The organism is Acinetobacter sp. Marseille-Q1618, assembly GCF_902809855.1.
In the GTDB taxonomy this organism is placed as follows: Bacteria; Pseudomonadota; Gammaproteobacteria; order Pseudomonadales; family Moraxellaceae; genus Acinetobacter.
This window is the reverse complement of record NZ_CADDWJ010000005.1, coordinates 41,954-63,982: the sequence shown is the minus strand read 5'-3', so window position 1 is coordinate 63,982 and position 22,029 is coordinate 41,954. Positions and strand designations below refer to the sequence as shown.

General features: G+C 37.8%; 22 protein-coding genes. 18 read left to right on the top strand and 4 right to left on the bottom strand.

What is annotated here, in order from left to right; genetic code table 11:
* Positions 1-5 precede the first annotated feature (5 nt).
* The 3 genes from HUS24_RS16545 (at position 6) to HUS24_RS16535 (ending at position 2,962) form a co-directional block, all read left to right on the top strand.
* On the top strand, positions 6-1,121 hold the full coding sequence (locus tag HUS24_RS16545; protein WP_173913051.1) for an acyltransferase: 1,116 nt from the start codon (positions 6-8) through the stop codon (positions 1,119-1,121).
* 380 nt (positions 1,122-1,501) lie between these two features.
* Positions 1,502-1,951, top strand: coding sequence for an ABZJ_00895 family protein (locus HUS24_RS16540; protein WP_173913050.1), 450 nt, complete (start codon positions 1,502-1,504; stop codon positions 1,949-1,951).
* Between the two features lie 87 nt (positions 1,952-2,038).
* Positions 2,039-2,962, top strand: coding sequence for a TIGR01777 family oxidoreductase (locus tag HUS24_RS16535; protein ID WP_173913049.1), 924 nt, complete (start codon positions 2,039-2,041; stop codon positions 2,960-2,962).
* On the opposite strand, the gene thiO is transcribed toward HUS24_RS16535, so the two are convergent.
* Entirely contained in the window at positions 2,940-4,061 is a 1,122-nt protein-coding gene (gene thiO, locus HUS24_RS16530; RefSeq protein ID WP_173913104.1) for a glycine oxidase ThiO, read from the bottom strand. The genes HUS24_RS16535 and thiO overlap by 23 nt on opposite strands.
* Positions 4,062-4,374: 313 nt before the next feature.
* Positions 4,375-5,388: a porphobilinogen synthase gene (gene hemB / locus HUS24_RS16525; protein WP_173913048.1), complete on the bottom strand. Its 1,014-nt coding sequence runs from the start codon at positions 5,386-5,388 to the stop codon at positions 4,375-4,377.
* Between the two features lie 101 nt (positions 5,389-5,489).
* On the opposite strand from hemB, the gene HUS24_RS16520 reads away from it, so the two are divergent.
* The 12 genes from HUS24_RS16520 to HUS24_RS16465 all read left to right on the top strand — a co-directional run bounded on the left by HUS24_RS16520 (position 5,490) and on the right by HUS24_RS16465 (position 17,515).
* Positions 5,490-6,020 carry a thioesterase family protein gene (locus HUS24_RS16520; protein WP_171531684.1) on the top strand — a complete coding sequence of 177 codons (531 nt, stop codon included), beginning with the start codon at positions 5,490-5,492 and terminating at the stop codon, positions 6,018-6,020.
* Between the two features lie 306 nt (positions 6,021-6,326).
* The gene (locus HUS24_RS16515; protein ID WP_173913047.1) at positions 6,327-7,481 is read left to right on the top strand and encodes an HlyD family efflux transporter periplasmic adaptor subunit; all 1,155 of its coding nucleotides are present in this window, start codon (positions 6,327-6,329) and stop codon (positions 7,479-7,481) included.
* 6 nt (positions 7,482-7,487) lie between these two features.
* Entirely contained in the window at positions 7,488-9,014 is a 1,527-nt protein-coding gene (locus HUS24_RS16510; RefSeq protein ID WP_173913046.1) for a DHA2 family efflux MFS transporter permease subunit, read from the top strand.
* Between the two features lie 256 nt (positions 9,015-9,270).
* A complete protein-coding gene (locus tag HUS24_RS16505; protein ID WP_173913045.1) occupies positions 9,271-9,660 on the top strand; it encodes a ribonuclease E inhibitor RraB in 390 nt (129 codons plus the stop codon).
* A gap of 154 nt (positions 9,661-9,814) precedes the next feature.
* A complete protein-coding gene (locus HUS24_RS16500) occupies positions 9,815-10,261 on the top strand; it encodes an SRPBCC family protein (RefSeq protein WP_173913044.1) in 447 nt (148 codons plus the stop codon).
* Between the two features lie 72 nt (positions 10,262-10,333).
* Positions 10,334-10,693 (top strand): DUF488 domain-containing protein, encoded by a 360-nt coding sequence (locus HUS24_RS16495; RefSeq protein WP_173913043.1) that lies wholly within the window; start codon positions 10,334-10,336, stop codon positions 10,691-10,693.
* Between the two features lie 87 nt (positions 10,694-10,780).
* Positions 10,781-11,125 (top strand): zinc ribbon domain-containing protein YjdM, encoded by a 345-nt coding sequence (locus tag HUS24_RS16490; protein ID WP_173913042.1) that lies wholly within the window; start codon positions 10,781-10,783, stop codon positions 11,123-11,125.
* 472 nt (positions 11,126-11,597) lie between these two features.
* On the top strand, positions 11,598-12,062 hold the full coding sequence (locus tag HUS24_RS16485) for a nuclear transport factor 2 family protein (protein WP_173913041.1): 465 nt from the start codon (positions 11,598-11,600) through the stop codon (positions 12,060-12,062).
* A 205-nt stretch (positions 12,063-12,267) separates the two neighbouring features.
* On the top strand, positions 12,268-14,754 hold the full coding sequence (locus HUS24_RS16480) for an AI-2E family transporter (protein ID WP_254433892.1): 2,487 nt from the start codon (positions 12,268-12,270) through the stop codon (positions 14,752-14,754).
* A 23-nt stretch (positions 14,755-14,777) separates the two neighbouring features.
* The gene (locus HUS24_RS16475; protein WP_173913040.1) at positions 14,778-15,947 is read left to right on the top strand and encodes a low temperature requirement protein A; all 1,170 of its coding nucleotides are present in this window, start codon (positions 14,778-14,780) and stop codon (positions 15,945-15,947) included.
* Between the two features lie 12 nt (positions 15,948-15,959).
* A complete protein-coding gene (locus HUS24_RS16470) occupies positions 15,960-16,364 on the top strand; it encodes an NUDIX hydrolase (protein WP_173913039.1) in 405 nt (134 codons plus the stop codon).
* Between the two features lie 98 nt (positions 16,365-16,462).
* Positions 16,463-17,515 (top strand): DUF1176 domain-containing protein, encoded by a 1,053-nt coding sequence (locus HUS24_RS16465; RefSeq protein WP_173913038.1) that lies wholly within the window; start codon positions 16,463-16,465, stop codon positions 17,513-17,515.
* 28 nt (positions 17,516-17,543) lie between these two features.
* Here HUS24_RS16465 and HUS24_RS16460 read toward each other — a convergent pair whose 3' ends face one another.
* Positions 17,544-18,479, bottom strand: a complete 936-nt coding sequence (locus tag HUS24_RS16460; protein ID WP_173913037.1) for a tRNA-dihydrouridine synthase — start codon at positions 18,477-18,479, stop codon at positions 17,544-17,546.
* A 146-nt stretch (positions 18,480-18,625) separates the two neighbouring features.
* On the opposite strand from HUS24_RS16460, the gene HUS24_RS17145 reads away from it, so the two are divergent.
* The gene (locus tag HUS24_RS17145) at positions 18,626-18,760 is read left to right on the top strand and encodes a hypothetical protein (RefSeq protein WP_302476110.1); all 135 of its coding nucleotides are present in this window, start codon (positions 18,626-18,628) and stop codon (positions 18,758-18,760) included.
* A gap of 175 nt (positions 18,761-18,935) precedes the next feature.
* Here HUS24_RS17145 and ccsA read toward each other — a convergent pair whose 3' ends face one another.
* Positions 18,936-19,745 (bottom strand): inner membrane protein YpjD, encoded by an 810-nt coding sequence (gene ccsA / locus HUS24_RS16455; RefSeq protein WP_173913036.1) that lies wholly within the window; start codon positions 19,743-19,745, stop codon positions 18,936-18,938.
* Between the two features lie 144 nt (positions 19,746-19,889).
* Here ccsA and ffh point away from each other — a divergent pair, with 144 nt between their 5' ends.
* A complete protein-coding gene (gene ffh, locus HUS24_RS16450; RefSeq protein WP_173913035.1) occupies positions 19,890-21,299 on the top strand; it encodes a signal recognition particle protein in 1,410 nt (469 codons plus the stop codon).
* A 121-nt stretch (positions 21,300-21,420) separates the two neighbouring features.
* Positions 21,421-22,005, top strand: coding sequence for an alpha/beta hydrolase (locus HUS24_RS16445; RefSeq protein WP_173913034.1), 585 nt, complete (start codon positions 21,421-21,423; stop codon positions 22,003-22,005).
* Positions 22,006-22,029 lie beyond the last annotated feature (24 nt).

Here is a 22,029-nt window from a genome sequence, read left to right as displayed (position 1 = left end):
TTGCGATGCGTAATATTAAAATTGATACCTTACGTGGAATTTCTATTTTATTGGTGCTGATTCATCACTTTAATATTCCTTATAAATTGCATGATACTTTTTTAGGTGTGCAGATTTTTGGTGAAAGTTTGAGTACCTTGATTGCTCGAAATGGCAATTATGGGGTGACCATGTTTTTTGTGATCTCAGGTTTTTTAATCACTCAACATACGCTGCAACGTCATTCATCTTTGGCAGAAATTAATCTTAAAAACTTTTATATTCGCCGTATTGCTCGGATTATACCGTGTTTGGTACTACTCGTGGCGATGGTTACGGTACTGGGAAGTTTGGGTTTAAAGCCATTTATCAATCAAGCGCCTAACGACATTGAAGTGTCTTATGCTTTAACCGTATTTTCTGCATTTACCTTTTGGATGAATATTCTGATCATTGAAAATGGCTGGATAAACTATGCGCTGGGTGTGCTGTGGTCATTGTCGGTTGAAGAGGTTTTCTATCTTGCTTTTCCTTTACTGTGTTTGCTTTTAGGACGTAGTCAAAAAGGCTTTATTTTGCTGCTATTTGCAGTTATTGCGTATGCACCTTATTTCCGTTCATTACATTTTGCTGAAGAAAGTGGAGCATATCTTTATCACTATTTTTCTAGTTTTGATGGTATCGCTATAGGGTGTTTAACTGCAATTTTTGTACAAAATTTCAAAGGGATATTGCCAAATAAGAATTTTATAATTGCGATCGTTTCAGTACTGATGATTGCATTGTATCTGTATGCACCGATTAAAGCGGTTAGTACGTGGGGCATTAGTGTTTTTGCTTTGCTTTCGGCTATTTTAATTGCTTGCTTTGCTCAAACGCCACAAGCGCAAGCACATTCTATTTTCTCTAAGGGTATGGTGTGGATTGGACAACGCAGTTATGAGATGTATTTGTTTCATTTGATTATTTTAGGATTATTTAAAGTCATTTATTTTCCAAAAGAAACTTTGCCTGCTGAAAAGCTAATGTTGTTGTCTGTGTATTTTATTTTGGTGTTTATTTTAAGCTGGGCGATTGAAAAATATTACTCTACACCGTTAAACATAAAAATCCGTCAGCGTTTTATCCGCTCTCATCGTTAAGAGTGGATAAAATATCAATCTACACGATCTGATTGTTTGACAATTTTTTGAAAATGTTTGGATAGATTGCTTATAATAAAACCAAAGCGTAGAAAAAAATAAACCGACGATTCGAGTGATGATGAAATCGTCGGCTAAGATACTTCGCTCAATTTGATTTGGGCTGCTGTTCCAAATCAAATTGTAGAAGCATGAGTTTATAGGTCTCATGGGAGGTAAAAGGTTACCGAGTCAAATCTGCGGATGCCTGTGCAAATTATTCGCGGTTGCTGCAACCTTATACTTATATAACGCCAGTAGTTTTGATTTGGTTGACAAGAAAATTAAAAAAAATTAAAAAATTTTCCTATAATGTATTTTTAAGTTGTGGAAATACCGTTATGACATCACTAAGTAAGTATTTTTTATGGTTTTTTGTGCTTTGTTTGGTGTTGACAATGGTGGTTGGTATTTTGGTTGCATTGTTGCCAAATCAAATCTCAGGAGTTTTGACCGCACTGCCTTATTTAATTTCTATGATTATTGTTTTGCATTTATTTTTAAAACAACAAAAACGTGCACCAAGCAAATCGGAGCAAAAAAAGTTCTCTATTGGATTTAGCCTAATTTTTTGGACATATAATTTTATTGGTGTACTGATCGGTGTCATGATCTTTGCCCGTAGCGATGCAGAGGTTTGGAACAATTTTCTGCTGTATATGCAAAACCCACAATTTTTAATGTTATCGCTGATCATGTTGCTGATGTTAGCGATCCCACTATTTCTGATCACTTACTGGTTTTATGGTAAGCAAGCACAGCGGATGGCTGCAAAAATGTTTGGAAATTAAAACATTTTTAGACTTTTGTAGGAGGCTTTGAAATCATTATAGAGTATGTTTGAATAGCAATAAGAAAAATAACAGAGTAGTTTTGTGATGCTGAGCGATTTAAAAAATAAAAATATATTGCTGACAGGTGCCAGTGGTTTTATTGGCACACATTTCATTGAATATTTGCTTGCACATCAAGTAAATGTGATCGCTTATTCTCGTCAAAAAAGAACTTCTCAGCATGCACAGTTACAGTGGATTCAGGATTTTACTGCGCTTGAACATTTACAGTTAGATTTTGTGGTGAATTTGGCTGGTGAAAGTATTGGAGAAGGACGCTGGACGGATACCCGTAAACAAAAATTAATCCAAAGCCGAGTACGCACCACGCAACAGCTTTATCAAGCATTATCGCAATATGGTTTACGTCCACAATGTATCGTTTCAGGTTCTGCAATTGGTTATTATGGTATTGATCCACAACAGGCTTGGTTAAATGATTGCGATGAAAATTCAGCCCCTCAAGCAATTTTTATGTCTGAAATGTGCCAACAATGGGAAGCAGAAGCATTAAGCCATACCGAGCAGAATACTAAAATTATGCGTTTAGGTGTGGTATTTGGACAGGGCGGTGGGATTCTACCGCAAATGTTATTGCCTATCAAAATGGGCTTGATTGGCAGAATAGATTCAGGTCGTCAACCGATGACTTGGGTACATGTGGATGATGTTATTCAAGCTATTTTATTTTTATTTCAAAGTAAGTCTACTCAAAAAGTTTATAACGTGGTCGCGCCTGATCATATTGACCAAATGCAATTTGTACGTGTTGCGGCTAAAATTTTAAAGCGAAAACCATTTCTGCCTTTACCTAGTGTTGTGATGCGTATGCTCATGGGGGAACAATCCCACTTGGTGTTAAATGGACAATATGTTCAACCTAAAGCGTTATGTGCAGAAGGCTTTGATTTTCAATATACAGACCTGCAAAGTGCATTAAAACAAATCATACAACATTCGCCAAACTAGATTTTAAACGCTGTGGCGAATAGGCAGTTGCATCCACCAAAGTTTGTTGTTTCAACATAAGTTGGCGCAGTAATTGTGCTGACGCAGGCCCCATACATAAACCATTGCGATAATGTCCAAAGTTTGCCCATAAGTTTTCAATCTCTGGCATTTGCCCAATATAAGGAATCCCTGTGGGTGAACTTGGACGTAAGCCTGCCCACTGTTTCACAATTGGGAAATTGGCGAGTTCAGGAACCATTTCCACACAAGCTTTATAAATGTTTTGCTGTGTTTGCACACTTGGACGTCGATCAAAACCCAGATGATCCATACTTGAACCACAGACCACATGACCATCTGTACGTGGAATCAAATACATCACCTTGTTCATACACATGGTCGGTAACCAATTTTCAGGCGTTTTAAACAATAACATTTGTCCTTGTACAGGCTCGACAGGAATTGAAAGTTGTAATTGCTCAGACCAACAATTTGACCAAGCACCTGTGGTAATCACAAATTGATCTGCTTGATAATGTTTTGCATTTGAGGTTTGAACCGACTGGATATGATTATTATAAATATTAAACTTTTCAATCCATGTATTTTCAATCACTTCAACCTTTGGATGTTGCTTTAAATACGTGATTAAAGATTTGAGCAAACGTGGATTACGAACATTAGCAAGTTGAGGGAAATAAATTGCTTGTTGGAATTGTTGTGAAATATGCGGATTAATCTGTTCGAGTTGTTCTCGTTGTAAATATTCACAATGCTGCATGGGTTCATTATATGTATCTTTATAATTCAGCCCAATTTCAAAATCAGCCTCATCAAAAATCAACATTCCTGTTTCATGAATCTGAAAGTCTATGCTAGTTTTGGGGAATAGCTTTTGATTCCATTGCTGATACATGGATTTGCCATATTGTGCCAAGTGATTGACTTCACGCGGATAGCGCCAAGGGTACATGGGTGAAAGTATGCCACCACCTGCCCATGAAGCAGCGTGTCCTGCTTGTTGTTGGTCAAATATAGTGACTGTGCAACCTTGTTCAATGAGTTCAAGAGCAGTGAGTAAGCCGCTTACTCCTGCACCGATGATGGCAATATGCATGGTGTTTTGTACCAAATTCAAATTTTTAATTAGATTCATTTATTACAAATACTATGCGCTTAGAAAAAATATTTAAACTTTAGATCAGACGGAGTCTTATATCTAAAGTTTAAATGAAGGGATTAGCCTTCGGCTCGACCTACTTTTCTTTCGGGAAAAGTAGGCAAAACCATTGTCATCCGCAAAACTCGTTTACTACCATCTTTTAATTGATGTATCGCAGAAACATTATTGATCAAAAGTAGTCCTGCCTCAAACATGTTGCGAATGACGTTTCCGCGTATCAAATAGCATTTAATATTTTTGAAAGACGTTACTTCATCTCTTTTAATTGACGAGCTGCGTGTTCTGCATAATACGTCCAAATCCCATCTGCACCTGCACGGCGGAAGCACATTAACGATTCCATAATCACGCTGTCAGATAACCAACCATTTTGAATGGCTGCAGCAAGCATGGCATATTCACCACTGACTTGATAGACAAATGTCGGCACGCCAAAGGTATCTTTTACTTCACGTACTACATCCAGATAAGGCATACCAGGTTTCACGATCACCATATCTGCACCTTCTTGGATATCTAACGCAATCTCATGCAATGCTTCAGCGCGGTTTCCTACATCCATTTGGTAGTTGTACTTATTACCACCTTTTAGATTTGAAGAAGAACCTACGGCATCACGGAATGGACCATAGAAGCTAGAGGCATATTTTGCTGAGTACGCCATGATGTTGGTATAGATAAAGCCATTACTTTCTAAAGCTTGGCGAATCGCACCGATACGTCCATCCATCATGTCACTGGGTGCAACCACATCAGCCCCCGCTTCTGCATGACTCAATGCTTGTTTAATTAAACATTGTACAGTCTCATCATTTAATACATAACCTGTATCATCGATGATGCCATCCTGACCGTGTGTGGTATATGGGTCGAGTGCGCCATCAGTGATCAGTACCATTTCTGGGAGTTCTTTTTTCAAAAGACGAATGGTATTTTGTACCAAACCATCTTCATGCCAAGCCGCTTCAGCTGTTAAACTTTTATCTTCTTGTGGTGTTACAGGAAAAAGCGCCAATTTGGATACGCCTAATTCCAACAAAGTTTCTGCTTTTTTTAACAATAAATCAGCAGATAATCGTTGTACATTTGGCATGCTTGGCACATCTTGGGTCTGGTTCTGACCTGGAAGCACAAATACTGGATAAATGAGATGATCTGCTGTGAGCTGCGTTTCTCTCACCATCGCACGAAGCTTATCGTTTTTACGAATTCGGCGCATACGAGTGGCTGGAAAAGCAGGGCGATTGAACGTATAAGTCATAACAATCTCGATATTCAGTATTAAACTAAGGGCTTATTGTAGCCCCTTCATGTATTTTTTGGCAAAAAGCTGAAAAAATCTCTGTATTGGTTTTTTAGATTATGACAACTGACTCTCCCCAAGCGGATTCAACTAAAGCTGAATCGCAAAAAAAATGGACTGGAAATTTACATCTAGGTAGCAAAGCAGACCTGAATGTAGTACTCAGTCAACTCACCAAAGCGTTTAATACTTCTCCTTATTTTTCTCATAATGCGATGCAAATGCGTGTTGTAAATGATGAAATTGAAGGTTATATCGAAATGCAGCCGTATTTAATTGGAAATGTGGCATTTCAAATTTTACATGGCGGTGTTGCTGCGACTTTACTGGATAGTATCGGTGGGATCGTGGCGATGGGAGAGTTATACAAACGAGCAGAACCTGACCAACTGCCTGATACCCTTAAAAAAGTTTCTCGTTTAGCGACAGTGGATATGCGTGTTGATTATTTATCGCCGGGTCGTGGTAAATATTTTATTGCGAAGGCTGAAACTTTACGTCTAGGACGCAAAGGTTGCACCATGCGCATGACCATGGTCAATGATGAAGGTAAAGCGATTGCAACTGCGATCGCATCTTATGCATATTAATGAGTTTAAGCGCATAGTGTCTTAAAAAAGCCATTAGAATGCATATTTTAATGGCTTTTTTATTTGGCTTTCGATGTATAAATTTAAATAAATCAAAGTAATTTTTAGAAAATAAACGCATGAGTTACATTTTGATTCTCATATACTGATTATAAAACTGTAAAATCCACAATCACAATTTTAAGAAAATCGACTTTCTCATTAAAACATCTCAGCGCTCATTTGTTTTTAAGCTTTTTTTAAGATTAAAAGCCAAATATTCGTCAAATGTTCTTGACCAAGTCTTGCGATCAGCTAGGAAATGCGATGACAGATGCCCAACAAACTTCTGTACCACACAACGAGTCAACAGACCTCAAAGATGTAGAAAATCAAAGCAAACGTAAAAAGTTATTGAAAATTTTTGCAGTGATGATTGTGATTGTTGCGATTATTTATATGCTTTGGCACTTTCTTTTTAATCGCTCTGTCAGTACTGATAATGCCTATGTGGGGGCTGAAACTGCCGAAATTACCTCGATGGTCAGTGGACAAGTTGAAAAAGTTTTAGTCAGTGACACACAAACGGTGAAAAAAGGCGATACTTTGGCAATCATTGATCCTCGTGATGCCAAAATTGCATTGGCGCAGGCACAAGCAGAGTTAGCAAAAGCACAACGCCAATATACGCAAAGTTCAGCCAATAGTAGCGCATTGAACTCGCAGATTTTGATGAGTGATGATGATATTCATAGTGCCAAAGCACAGGTTGCACAAGCACAAGTGGCTTTGCAACAAGCACAACAAGAGTTTGAACGTCGTAAGGCTTTAAGTGCTTCAGGGGCGATTTCCAAAGAGGAATTTACCAAGTCGCAAAGTGCTTTAAATAATGCACAAGCTAGTTTAGATGTTGCCAAAGCAGGTGTGGCACAAGCAGAGTCTAAACGTAAAGCAGCACAAAGTAATTTAGATGCCAACGAAGCTTTAATCAAAGGAGCTTCTCAGCAGTCAACTCCCGATGTTTTGGTGGCACAAGCCAAAGTTGAGCAAGCCTTGTTAGACTTACAACGTACTGAAATTAAAGCGCCATTGGATGGTGTGGTTGCACGCAGAACAGTTCAAGTGGGGCAAAGAGTAGCACCAGGCACGTCTTTGATGAAATTAATTCCCCTGTCTGAATTGTATGTCGATGCTAATTTTAAAGAGAGCCAATTGAAAAATGTCAAAGTTGGTCAAAAGGTTGAGTTAACTTCAGACTTATATGGCAAAGATGTGAAATATCATGGCACTGTAATTGGTTTTTCAGGTGGGACAGGTTCAGCATTTGCGTTAATCCCAGCGCAAAATGCCACAGGTAACTGGATCAAAGTGGTGCAGCGTTTACCCGTACGTATTCAACTGGATAAAAAACAATTACAACAACATCCATTGCGTGTGGGCTTATCTATGGAAGCCGAGGTTGATACCTCAACAGCGAAGTAAACGCTTATGAATAGCACAGTTTTTCAAAGCGAGCTAAAAGGCACGAAGTTATTATTCGCTGCTTTATTTCTTTCATTGGCAAATTTTATGGTGGTCTTGGACATGACCATTGCCAATGTGTCCGTACCGCATATTACTGGGAGTCTTGCTGTTTCAAGTTCACAAGGGACTTGGGTGATCACTTCCTATGCCGTTGCTGAGGCGATTTGTGTACCATTAACAGGTTGGTTGGTGGGACGCTTTGGTGCTGTTCGCGTCTTTAGTATCAGTTTGATTGGATTTACCATCTTTTCAATCTTATGCGGTTTGTCCACCAGTTTAACCATGTTGGTGATTTTCCGAATCGGACAAGGTTTATTTGGTGGCCCAATTATGCCACTCAGTCAAATGCTACTGATGCGTATTTTCCCACCTGAAAAGCATTCGCAAGCGATGGGCATGTGGGCAATGACCACCGTTGTAGGTCCGATTCTCGGTCCTATTTTAGGTGGTACCATCAGTGACAATATGTCATGGCACTGGATTTTCTTTATCAATATTCCTGTTGGTATCGTGTGTGCCCTTGGCGTGATGCGTTTGCTGAAATCTGCAGAAACACCAATTGAAAAGTTAAAAATAGACAGTATTGGCTTAGGGTTGTTGGTGTTGTGGATCGCTGCTTTACAGTTAATGCTTGATTTTGGGCATGAAAAAGACTGGTTTAATAGCAGTTTTATCTGTGCGCTGGCGGTGATCATGGTGATTGGTTTTATTGCCTTTGTGATTTGGGAATATTACGAAAAGCATCCTATCGTAAATATCCAAATTTTCCGTTATCGTGGCTTTACCATCGCAACACTGTCTTTGGCTTTTGCCTTTGCTGCGTTTTTCGGCAGTATTGTATTAATTCCACAATGGCTGCAAATGAATTTAGGTTATACCGCCTCATGGGCAGGTTATCTCACCGCCACAATGGGCTTGGGAAGTCTGACCATGTCACCTATTGTAGCTAAGTTAGCCACCAAATATGACCCTCGTGCATTGTCGAGTTTTGGTTTAATGATCTTAGGTGGTGTGACTTTGATGCGTGCTTTTTGGGTCACAGATGCTGACTTTATGGCATTGGCTTGGCCGCAGATTATTCAAGGTTTTGCAGTGCCGTTTTTCTTTATTCCTTTATCAAATATTGCTTTAGGTGCTGTTCAACCGAATGAAGTGGCTTCTGCTGCAGGCTTAATGAATTTTTTAAGAACGATGGCGGGGGCAATCGGGGCTTCCATTGCAGTGACGTTGTGGGATGATCATGCCAAACTTGCACGAAGTGAAATTGTGTCAACAATGCATGTTGCGGATACCCAACAAGCACTGATGCAAAATGGATTTAGCTCAGAAACCGCCTTAGGCATTATTTCGGATTTGGTCAATAAAGAAGCTTTAACTTTATCGGTGAATCATGTGTTTTTAATCTTTGCCATGGTATTTATCTTTGCTGGATTGATCATTTGGTTGTGTCCTAAACCGAAAAATGTAGTTGAGGCAGGAGCTGCACATTAATCTCTAACTAAGGTGAATTTATGCTAAATGACTTAAAATGAATTCACCTTATGTTTATATTTCTTAAAAAAATCAATTAAGGTTAAGACATTTTTAAGATGATGTGATGGGAATGATCAACCAAATATTCTTACTATAATTCTTAAAATCATATTTGTAATCTATTTATATTCAGTAAAACTTTAATCGCCAAATTGAAACAAAACTCAGTTAATCTAAATTGAACCTGCATGGCAAACATAACAAGGATACTAAAATGACACGTGATTTTGAACAATTCCCAGATAATGATAACGGCAATTTATTGTGGCAAATGCAAGAAGATGGTGATGATTTAAGCGAGGTTCATGAGCTTGAATTTTCAATGTATTTTAAAACGCAAGCGCTTGCGGAAAAGTGTGCTTTATATTTATTGCTTGAAGAACAAAAAATTTCAATGTATCTCGATGAAGAGCTTGAACCAAATGAGTGGGTCATTACGGTATATGTGAATTTACTTCCTGAATACGCAGATATCGTTGATCTAGAAGAATGGTTTAATAAAATCGCAAGCCAATTTGACGGTGAATATGATGGTTGGGGATGCACTACTTATGTATTTGACAATGAATACTATGATGATGAAGAGTTGAGTGAAATAAAGTAATTTTCATATAAGTCGATGATAAAAAGCATATTTAACCGTATGCTTTTTTTATTGAAGCAATAGTTTTTAAGTTTGCACATACCAAAGAAATACATAGCCTATAGACACATAGCAGTACACTAAGTTGACAACAATAACAGCAAGGAAAGTAAAAATGGGCAATACAATTCAACTACATCGAGTTTTTAGTGCACCGCCAGAACGGGTCTATAAGGCATTTTTAGATCCAGATGCGTTGGTAAAATGGATGGCACCACATGGATTTACTGCACAAGTTCAGCATTTAGAAGCTCGTGTTGGTGGTACCTATAAAATGTCTTTTACGAATTTCTCCACAGGGACAAGCCATTCTTTTGGTGGAACTTATCAAGAACTAATTCCGAACCAGCGTATTCGTTATACAGATCAATTTGATGACCCAAATTTACAAGGTGAAATTGAAATGTTAATAGAATTAAAAGCGGTTATGGTTGGCACAGAAGTTACTATTACACAATCAGGAATTCCTGCAGTTATTCCTACAGAAGCGTGTTATCTCGGATGGCAGGAGTCCTTACAGCTTTTATCATTACTGGTAAATCCAAATATTCCTGATCAATAAACCTTTTTGTTATTGGAATTCATTACTGAAACTCTAAAGTGATCTGATGTTGATATAGAGATTGAAAATAAAATGAATATTCAAATAAAACGGATTTATGATCCCATAGCACAAACAGATGGTAAGAGAGTGTTAGTAGATCGTTTATGGCCTAGGGGAATTAAAAAAGAAGCAGCTCAACTAGATTTATGGGCGAAACAAGTTACCCCTTCTAATGCCTTAAGGAAATGGTATCACCAAGATCCACAGCAACATTGGGAGGAGTTTCAACAACGCTATTTGTTGGAACTAGAGCAGGTGAAGCCCGAAGTAGAGCGATTACGCCAGTTGGCGCTACAAGGAACAATAACCTTATTAACTGCTGCAAAAAATCAAACCCATAATCATGTGATCGTACTCAAAGATGTTTTGCAAAATTCGGGTAAATTTTAATTCCATAGTTGAAATAAGGAATTAACTACACTTCATCGCCTATATGGGCTATAGTGTAGACTATTTTTCCTTTATTTTGAGGTTGTTATGTCTTTACCCAATTGCCCAAAATGTAATTCTGAATATACCTATGAAGATGGTGAATTATTGATTTGCCCTGAATGTTCACATGAATGGAAAGAAGGAGAATCCTTAAAGCAAGATGAAGAAAGTATTATCAAAGATGCATTTGGCAATATTTTAAATGATGGCGATACTGTGACCGTCGTGAAAGATTTAAAAATCAAAGGCTCTTCATCCATTGTGAAACTTGGAACCAAAGTTAAAAATATTCGTTTATTACCCGATGCAAGTGATGGTCACGATATTGATTGTAAGATTGATGGGATGGGAACAATGAAATTGAAATCTGAGTTTGTGAAAAAAGCATAAACATCAATAAGGCTAATGTTATAAAATGTATGCTGAGTTGATCATCGAAAAACCAGCAAAATATTATTTTGTACTGCCGTATTTATATTGCAAAGTTCGAGTTCATTTGTGTAGGTAATGTATTATTTTTAAGGATAAAATTAACAAAAATCCTTTGTTGGGTATGAGAAGTTAAGCTTCGCAAGATGTCCATATCTTGCAGAGTATTGCTCTTCATGCCCAACGCGATATCCATGTCGCCTACGATAGCTCCAGTCACTCCGTTAAGTTTTCATTGCATATCATGGACTAGCAAGTTCGCTACAGTTGATCTGTATTCAACCTATCTGATTATTAAAATGAACTACATTTTAAATTAAAACAATCTAATTGATTATTATAAATAAATTTATATTTTTTTGAATTTTATCTTGTTCTTTTTATTTAATAGTGAGGAATTAATCACACTAATAAATAAAAGTGAGATTTTAGCGTGATTGCGGAAATAGATGGTGATCAAGCAAGTGCAAATGAAATACTAAAACAAATAAAAAAATGGGATAATGCTTTGAAAAATAATGATATTGATCAAATTATTCAAAGTTATGCCGATGATTTTAGTCTTTTTGATGTGAGTTCTCAGCTCAGTGGACTGGTGCAATATAAAGCAGAACTAGAAAAGCTCAGTCCATATTTGACTATGAATAGTGATATTCGTAGACGCAACATAAAAGTCCATGTTTCAAGTGATCTTGCCTTTTTATATTTTTATATCAAGATTGAAAACAAACAGATCAATCCATTGTTAAAAATGCCATGGTGTCGTACAACATTATGTTTACAAAAGAAAAATCAAAGATGGATAATATTACATCAACATATTTCTATACCAGTAAATATCGTCACTAAAAAAGCAGTAGACCTGCAAGTAAAAGCAAAACTAAAGTTGGTGGGTTAATGGATTTTCATCTGTTGTTAATGGCTAGGTCATTATTTTCGTATTTCTAAGCAATGAATAGTGAACAGCATAAGATTTTAATTAATTTTTGTGTCATAGGTTTGATTTTTACTGAACTGAATCAAAAGATTACAGGAATATATTGGTAAATTATCGTAATTTCTTGAAGAATAATCATATAAATATAAGAATCGTGAGAACATGGATGAAAAATGAAAAAACGAGTGATTTGCAGCAAAAAATAATTGCGCAACAAAACTCACTGCATTTGGAACAACAGGATATTCAAAAGCTTCCAGATGAGTATGCTCCTATTATTTTAGCGCGATTGTTGAAATTACTCGAAATTTCTTCAATGTTAAAAATTATGGCAGGTTTTTTCATCGCTGCTATTTTAATCGTCGCCTTATACGTCGGAAAAGATATTCTGATTCCGTTGGCATTGGCAATTTTATTTGGTTTTTTACTCAACCCATTGGTGAATCGACTCAGTAAATGGGGCTTGCCACGTATTGCTGCAATCATTTTGGTGGTGATGAGTACATTGGCTGTATTGGGTGGTGCAGCAAGTTATTTATTTTTACAACTCAGTGATTTAAGCCAAGAATTACCGCAGTATCAAACCACGATCAAGCAAAAATTACAGTCTGTGCAACGCTATACACAAGGACCAAGTGTATGGGATGGTGCGATTCGAACCGTGGAAACCGTTGAACATTCCATTGAACAAACACCTCAACAAAAGGTCGACAAACCGCATGTGCAACAAGTCGAAGTTGTGGGAGAGGAACAAACATTTGCTGAATCTGCACAAGTATGGGCAGATAAAATTCTTAGTCCAATTACTACAGCAGGGATTGTATTTGTCTTCGCCATACTGATTTTAATTGATCGTAAAGACTTACATGATCGGCTGTTAAAACTGTTTGGAAATAATCTGAATGTGGGCACAGATGCTTTAGATGAAGCAGCGCAGCGAATTGGTAAATATTTGCGAATGCAGTTGATCGTTAACCTGAGTTATGGCGTGCCTATGGCGATTGGCTTATGGTTTATTGGCGTGCCTGCTGCGATTATGTGGGGAATGGTTGCAGTGGTCATGCGCTTTGTTCCTTATGTTGGCCCTTTAATTTCAGCCGCATTTCCTATTATTTTGGCGTTTGCAGTAGACCCAAGTTGGAATATGGTGCTGTTGACAATGGGATTGGTGCTACTGTTAGAGCTTATTACCAATAACATCATTGAACCGTGGCTGTATGGGGAAAGTACAGGATTATCTACCTTAGCCATTATGGTGGCTGCAACATTTTGGACAGCAATTTGGGGGCCGATAGGTTTAATTTTATCAACGCCATTAACTGCTTGTATTTTAGTGCTTGCAAATTATATTCCTGCTTTAGCATTTGTAAAAATACTGATTGGGAATGAGCCTGCACTGCGTCCACCTGAACGTTTTTATCAACGTTTGGTGGCTGATGATACGGACGCTGCGATGGAGGATGCTGTCTGTCGCGTACAACAAGATTTACCACGTAAAGCAGCAGCGGATGTGGTCGCTCGTAAAGTGATCGCATTTTATGATGATGTTGCTGTGCCAGCGATCCAACTTTTTTCAGAGAGTCACAATCAGCGAGCAACAGCAGAACATCGGCTACGGATGAATCAAGGATTGAAGCGTTTCAACCGAGATTTTCAAATAAAATATTCCACTAAAAATGCTGAAGCAGCCAAGATTCTATGTTTAGGTGCACGCTGGGAAATAGATGTGCATAGTTCAGCCATGTTGGCACACGCTTTAACACTCAAAGACATGCCTGCGACCTATATGCAAGATGCCATTTTGCAGACACAGACCAATATTTTAGATGAACTTCCTGAGCAGATAGAAGTACTGTGTATTTCATTGTTTCATGCCCATCCTATTGCGCAAATTCGTTTGATTTTAAATAAAATTCGAGCAAAACGTCCTGATCTTTATGTGATTTTTGCGACATGGAATTGTGATGTAGAACAACTTGAAGAGAAAATCCAGCAGCGTTTTCAGATCGATGCTTTGGTGAATGATGTCAATCAGTTGATATTAAATGTTGAAGCATTCTTTATTGCAAAAGGCGAAAAGTCGATGACCGCTTTATTGCCTGAGGATGAGGCTGAGCGTTTGGCGACGATGCAAGACTTAGATTTATTGAATATCAACAATATACCCATATATGCACAGTATATTGATGAAACCATGCAAGCTTTTGATGTGGGTTATGCTCAAATCTCATGGGTAGATCAGGCACAAGTTTTTACTCCCGAAAGTCCATTAACAGATCGTACACAGGCTTTATCAGCACAATATATTTCACGAGATGAGTCGATTTGTAATCATGTGGTGTATCAAAACGAGGATTTGATTATTGAAGATATTCAACGAGATCCACGCTTTCGCAATGTAGCAGAACTTAAAAAAAATCATATTCGTTTTTATGCAGGCGTACCTTTAAGAAATAAAAAAGGTTTTGTTTTGGGCAGTTTATGTATTTTAGATCGTCAACCCAAAGTCTTGGATGAAGGAGATTTAGACTTATTACATGCGTTGGCCAATGATCTTATGCAAACCATAAGCCATGATAAAAAGCGTGATGAAAAACTGGATGATATTCAACATTTAGAGCAGAACACGCCAAATAATCAGGATAAAATATAAATCAACAGATAGAAAATATACCTATGCCAAACCCACTTTTTGCCAAACATGAATGGCTTAAACCATTGTTGCCACGTAATCCACATGAAAAACATCGTGTTGCGACTTCATTGGAGTTACTGTTTGATTTGATCTTTGTGGTTGCTATAGCGACTGCAGGGCAGCAATTGCATCATGCCTTGATTGAAAATCATATCCAAACGGGTTTGCTATTTTACAGTATGGTGTTTTTTGCATTGTGGTGGGCATGGATGAATTTTACATGGTTTGCCTCAGCCTACGACAATGATGATGCGATTTATCGTGTGATGACTTTGTTACAAATCATCGGGTCTTTAGTCTTAGCCGCAGGCATTCCTTTGGCATTTCAACAGCATAATTTTGATGTCATCATTATTGGCTACGTGATTATGCGTTTAGCTTTAGTCAGTCAATGGTTTCGAGTCGCTAAAAATGATCCAGAGCGCAGGATCACTGCTTTACGTTATGCATTTGGAATTATTCTTGTGCAAATGGGGTGGCTGTTTTTTCATTTTAGCCCTGTGGCTTTTAGCATTTATATTTTTGTATTTTTAGTGATTGCTGAGCTGGCTGTTCCTATTTTTGCTGAATCACATCAAATGACGCCATGGCATCCTCATCATATTGCAGAGCGTTATTCGTTATTAACGATTATTGTTTTAGGTGAGTCAATTGTGGCGTGTTATTCTGCAATTACAGATGCTTTGACAACGCAAGCTTTTGACCAAGCGCTTATTTTGTTAATGATCGGTGGCGTGATTTTAATGTTTACCATGTGGTGGGCATATTTTGATCATGAAATTGCTGAGCGTTTAGACAGTCGGAAACGTGCATTTACTTGGGGATATGGACATTTTTTTATTTTTATAAGTATTGCAGTGATTGGTGCAAGTCTAGCTGCTTCAATTGATGTTGCAACCCATCACGCAGAAATTTCTACACAAATGATGGGCTATTTTATCGCTGTTCCAGTGGTGGTTTATACAGCTTCTTTATGGATATTACATGAGGCACATCATTTACAAGGTATTAAAAAATGGTTATACCCACTGACGTCATTGATTGTATTAGCGATTCCTTTATTTTCAACGGCAATTGGATATACTGTTTTCGCAATTTCAATTACTTATGCTGCACGATTAATATTTTCTAAATGCTATTTGGCTCGATAAGGTAATAATAGTATGGGCTTTCATGATTTTTATCGAATGAGTTCACATGCAGTTATATGTAATGCTCAGAATCAAATTTTAATGCTTAAAGCAAATTATGCTGATTGTGCATGGGGCTTACCAGGCGGTGGTTTGGATGTGGGTGAAACGATTCATGAAGCATTGATTCGAGAATGTCATGAAGAAATTGGCTGTGATGTTCAAGTGGAATATCTATCGGGTGTTTATTTTCATGCGAGCGTAAATTCACATGCTTTTATTTTTAAATGTAGCTTGCCTGAAAATGCCAAAATTCAACTTAGTGCTGAACATTCAGCATATCGCTGGTTGAGTCTAGATGAATTATCAACAATACAAAAAATACGCATTGAAGATTGCTTAAATTTTACTGGAACGGTACAAAGCCGAGCCTTCTAAATGTATAAAGGCTACATTTACAAGAATGCTGCATGAAAACTTAAAAGTCCGATTTAATATGATCAATATATTGAAAAATTTAAAAATAGGATAATGTCATGACAACGCATATAAAACAAAAAATCATTTTAGGGCTTTGCTTGAGTCTTTTAAGCGGCGTAAGTTCGGCAGCCATTCAAGGTATGTCCTTTGAACATAAAGATTGGGAGTTGGCATGTGACAATACAGGGACTTGTCGTGCGGCAGGTTATCAAACAGATGACAATTATGAACATCCTGTCAGTGTGTTGTTGACCCGAAATGCAGGTGCAAATACGCCTGTAGTTGCAGAAGTGCAGTTTGGTGAAAATGAAGAAAATCAAACAAGCAGTGCTAAATATGAACTAAAAATAGATGGAAAATCTTATGGTTGGGTTAAAAATAGTACGCAGTCTAATCTAACTACAAATCAACTCAATGCTTTGTTAGCCACAGCTCAACGTGATGCAGTGGTTGAGTTTGTTGCGGGCAAACAACGATATATTTTGTCTGGGCAAGGCATGAGTGCTGTTTTATTGAAAATGGATGAGTTTCAAAAGCGTCTAGGAACATCGTCTGCATTGATTAAAAAAGGACAAAATTCCAATCAAAATGTTTTAAAAGCCGAAGCTAAACCAATCGTTGTTGCAAAAGATCTGCTCAAAGCCAAAGAAACTAAACTCTTACCTAAAAGTGAGAAAGCACAAAAAATTATTGCTGTGTTAAAAAAGACCACCAACAGCGAAGATTGTCCTATTTTATTTGGTGAATCTGATTATTTTGAATCAGATCGTTTAGTGATTACACCGCTCACCCAAAACTTAACAGCGGTATCCAATGCCTGTTGGAAAGGTGCTTATAATTTTGGCTGGGGAACATGGGTCATGAATAAGAACCTGACTGAAGTGAAGCAATTTGTCAGCAGTGCTATTAGTGATGAAGGGGATAATCAATTGTTTGAAAACCATAAAGGACGCGGTGTAGGTGATTGTTGGTCACAAGCAGAGTGGACATGGGATGGACAGCGTTATATAAAAACTTTTGATGCAAGTACAGGGCAATGCAAAGGCTTTGCGGGTGGAGCATGGCAATTGCCTACTGTGGTTACAGAAGTAAAAGGTTTAAAGCAATAACGGTCTAAATCAAAAACTAAACATAAAATTAGCTTTTGGAGAGGTTGAGCTTTTCAACCACTTCATCAATTTTTTTCAAACGTTTGACTTCATCCCAAAGAGCTTTGGCTTCAGGATAATGTTTTGACATCATGCCTAGCCATTGCTTATAACGACCGACCATATTCATTTCTTTTTTATAAGAACCATTTAAAAAACGAATCTGTAAAGTAAGTAGTTCATTCCAAGTGATCAAAGGTGTGTCGATATTTTGACGAATACATTGGGTTAAATCAGGTGTGGTCACAGCACCACGCCCAATCATCAAATCCTCACAACCTGACTCAACTTGGCATTGTTTGGCATCAGCATTGGTCCAAATTTCACCATTGGCAATCACATTGATTTTTAAGTTTTCACGAATGGGATGCAGCAAATCCCAAAATGCAGGTGGTGTATAACCGTCAGCTTTGGTACGTGCATGTACAGTGACCCATGCTGCTCCAGCATCTTCAATCGCATGGGCATTTTCCATCGTGAAATTTCGATCCATATAGCCTAAGCGCATTTTCGCAGAAACAGGAATATGAGTCGGCACAGCATCACGCACGGCTTTGACTAACTCATGCACAACCTCAGGTTCATCAAGTAATACTGAACCACCACGATGACGATTTACTGTTTTTGCAGGACAGCCAAAGTTCAGATCAATCGCAGGCGCACCCAGTTCAGCCGCTCGAACTGCATTGGCCGCAAGCATGTGAGGATTATTTCCTAAAAATTGCACATGCACAGGTGTACCTGCAGCAGTTTTGCCGTTATGTTTCAGCTCTGGGCAGTACGTATGATAAATATGATCAGGCAGCACAGCGTCTGTCACTCGGATAAACTCAGTTACACACCAGTCAAAGCTGCCAACCGATGTCAAAACATCACGCATAATTGGGTCAGTTAAGCCTTCCATAGGAGCGAGAACGAGTTTCAAAGAATTATCCTAGCGTACGAGTTAAACAAGAGCGTTATACGGTTTTTTACTGAACTTGTCTAGCAATGTAAATTATCAAAGATGCTGGAATGATAAAATGTTTGAGTCAGCGTTTTGAAAAATCAAATGAAAGAATGGACGAAAATATGAATTTAAAGCAAACTCTAGAAGAAATAAATACCTTCTTAAATCTAGATGAACTATTTACACAGTCAAATCATCACATACAGCTTGAACGGATTCAAACTGAATTTAAGCTAAAACTTCCTGTAGAATTATAACAATATATTCAATCATTCTGAGATTGCAAACTGGTATTTTCCGCAAATGAAAAATATGCCAAGCAGTATTATGCAGAATGGTGTGGTTTTTTGATAACGCTTAGATTTAATTTTTTAAATCAATACTTTACTTGGTTTTTCTGACGAGAAAATTCATCCCACCATCAATAAAAACTTAGCGATGCAAAATCATTTCCAAAATAAACTTTGAACCAATAAAACCAATGGCTAACAAGAAAAATCCAATAATGGTAAAACGAATCGCTTTTTGACCACGCCAACCAAACTTATAACGCCCTATTAATAAAGCACCATAGACAAACCATGAGATAATACTAAAAGCAGTTTTATGGGCTAAATGCTGTGCAAAGAAATGATCAACGGTAAAGAAACCAAACACTAAGGCAACCGTTAATAGAGAAAATCCTGTCATTAACATATCAAATAACAAAGATTCCATCACTTGAAAGGGCGGTAATAGATTGACCCAGATACGTGTTTTTTGTTTTTTCTTTAATTCTCTATTTTGCTGCCACATCAAAACGGCTTGAATCGTTGCCATTAACAACACAGCATACGCAGACAAAGACAAAATAATATGAATATCTAAACCAAGAGAATGTACTTCGGTGAACTGACGAGGAACACTAAAAGCAAAACCTAAAATTAAACCCAAAGCAGCAACAGGAATACCCAATAAATTCAGTGCAAGCACAGGTCGATAGGTACTAAATAAAACACTCAGTAACAACATTAAACCTGATGTAAATGACATCAAGTTAAACACATCATAATTAATACCCTGTGGTGTGACCATGTTGTTATAAACTACAACAGCATGTAACAGCAGCCCTAAGCCTAAAACAACGCTAATAAACCAATGATTTGGCGCACGTTTAGACATTAGATGCATAAATAAATACCAAAATGATGTGGTATAGGCAATTAATGCTAAAATGGTGTAAACCAAGGGGAGGCTAATCATGTCAAACCTTTTTCGGGATGATAAATATTCATGTGATAAGATATAAATTCGATATGAACTCAAGTATCCTATAGCATCTTATGCATAAATTTTCTATTTTAAGAAAGATTTTTTTGCTACTAGCTATTTTAAGCGGATTTTGCAATGTTTGATACCTTAACAGAACGACTCACGCAGAGTTTAAGAAATGTTACTGGCTCAGGGCAGCTAACCGAAGACAACATTAAAGACACGTTGCGTGAAGTGCGTATGGCACTTCTAGAAGCGGACGTTGCCTTACCTGTAACTCGTGAGTTTATTGCGAAAGTTAAGGAAGAAGCATTGGGTCAGGAAGTCATGACTCAGCTTTCTCCAGGTCAAGCTTTCGTGAAGATCGTCTATGACGAATTGACCAAAATGATGGGCGCAGCGAATGAAACACTTGACCTTGCTGCAAAACCGCCTGTTGTTGTTTTATTGGCAGGTTTGCAAGGTGCGGGTAAAACCACAACTGCTGCAAAACTGGCACGTTTTTTAAAAGAACGTCAAAAGAAAAAAGTGGCAATGGTATCTGCCGACGTTTATCGTCCAGCAGCAATTAAACAGTTACAAACTGTTGCAGCTGAGGTGGGTGTAGACTTCATCGAGTCTGATGCCGCGGAAGATCCGATCAAAATTGCACAACGTGCAATTGGACAAGCCAAAATTAATTTTAATGACGTTTTGATTGTGGATACCGCAGGTCGTTTACATATCGATGACGACATGATGGACGAGATCAAGGCATTACATGCTGCGATTAATCCAACTGAAACTTTGTTCGTGGTCGATGCCATGACAGGTCAAGATGCGGCAAATACAGCCAAAGCATTTAATGATGCTTTACCTCTTACAGGTGTGATTCTTACCAAAACTGATGGTGATGCACGTGGTGGTGCAGCACTTTCTGTTCGTGCGATCACTGGTAAGCCGATCAAATTCTTAGGTATGGGTGAAAAGCTCGATGCCTTAGAGCCATTCCATCCTGAGCGTGTTGCACAACGTATCTTAGGTATGGGTGACGTACTTTCTCTTGTCGAAGAAGTTGAACGCAAAATCGACAAAGAAAAAGCTGAAAAAATGGCGAAAAAATTGCAAAAAGGCGGCAGCTTCAACTTTGAAGATATGCTGATGCAATTTGAACAAATGAACAAAATGGGCGGCATGATGGGCTTCTTAGACAAGTTGCCTGGCATGAGTAATTCAGGGATTCAAGATGCAATTGCACAAGCAAATCCTGAAAAACAAGTGAAAAAAATGGAAGCGATTATCCAATCGATGACCATCAAAGAGCGCCGTAACCCAGATTTGATGAACCCAAGCCGTAAAAAACGTATCGCAGCAGGTTGTGGTATGGATGTGGTTGAAGTCAATAAATTGATTAAACAACATGCACAAATGGCGAAAATGATGAAGAAATTTGCTAATCCATCAGGTATGGCAAAAATGATGCGTTCATTGAGCGGTTTGCAAAAGCAATTCGGTGGCGGTGGTGGTATGGGACCTTTATTTGGCAACAACGAACCGAAAAAATAAGTCTGACCAAATATCCAAAAGAGCGCTTTAAGCGCTCTTTTTATATAAAAAATTACATTTAAAAATTTAAATTTGCATTATGCTAGTTTTGCTAAAGCAATTGATAAGAAGAACTATTTAAATGAAGACCGTTTTTGTTGTGCATGGCTATCAAGCCTCTCCAGAAAAGCACTGGTTTCCTTGGCTTTCCCAAAAAATTCAAGCTGTAGGCGTTGCCTGTGAAATTATCCATTTAGAAGATCCAGATATTCCAAACTATGCTGTGTGGAAAGAGTGTTTACATATGCAAGTTTCCCCTTTAGATGAAAATAGCATTGTCGTGGCACATAGTTTAGGTTGTATAAGTGCGTTGGACTTTTTATCCCAAGCATTAAAGGGAAAGAAAATTAAAGCGATATTTTTGATTTCACCTTTTAAAGATCCTTTATCATCTTTACCTGAACTCAATGGATTCATACAACATACCCAAATAGATGACTTTGTGATCAGAACATCTATTCAGAAACGCTTTGTATTTTTGTCTAATAATGATCCTTATGTTGCAGCACCAATGAGTATTCGTTTGGGACAAGCGATTCATGCCCAATTGATTGAGGTGAAATATGCAGGACATTTTATGCAAGAAGATGGATTTACTGAGTTTCCTCAACTGTGGGAGAAATTGGCATTACTTTTAGATCAACCTGTGCTCTCTAGCGTAGAATAAATAATTAAAAAAACGGCTGAGTTT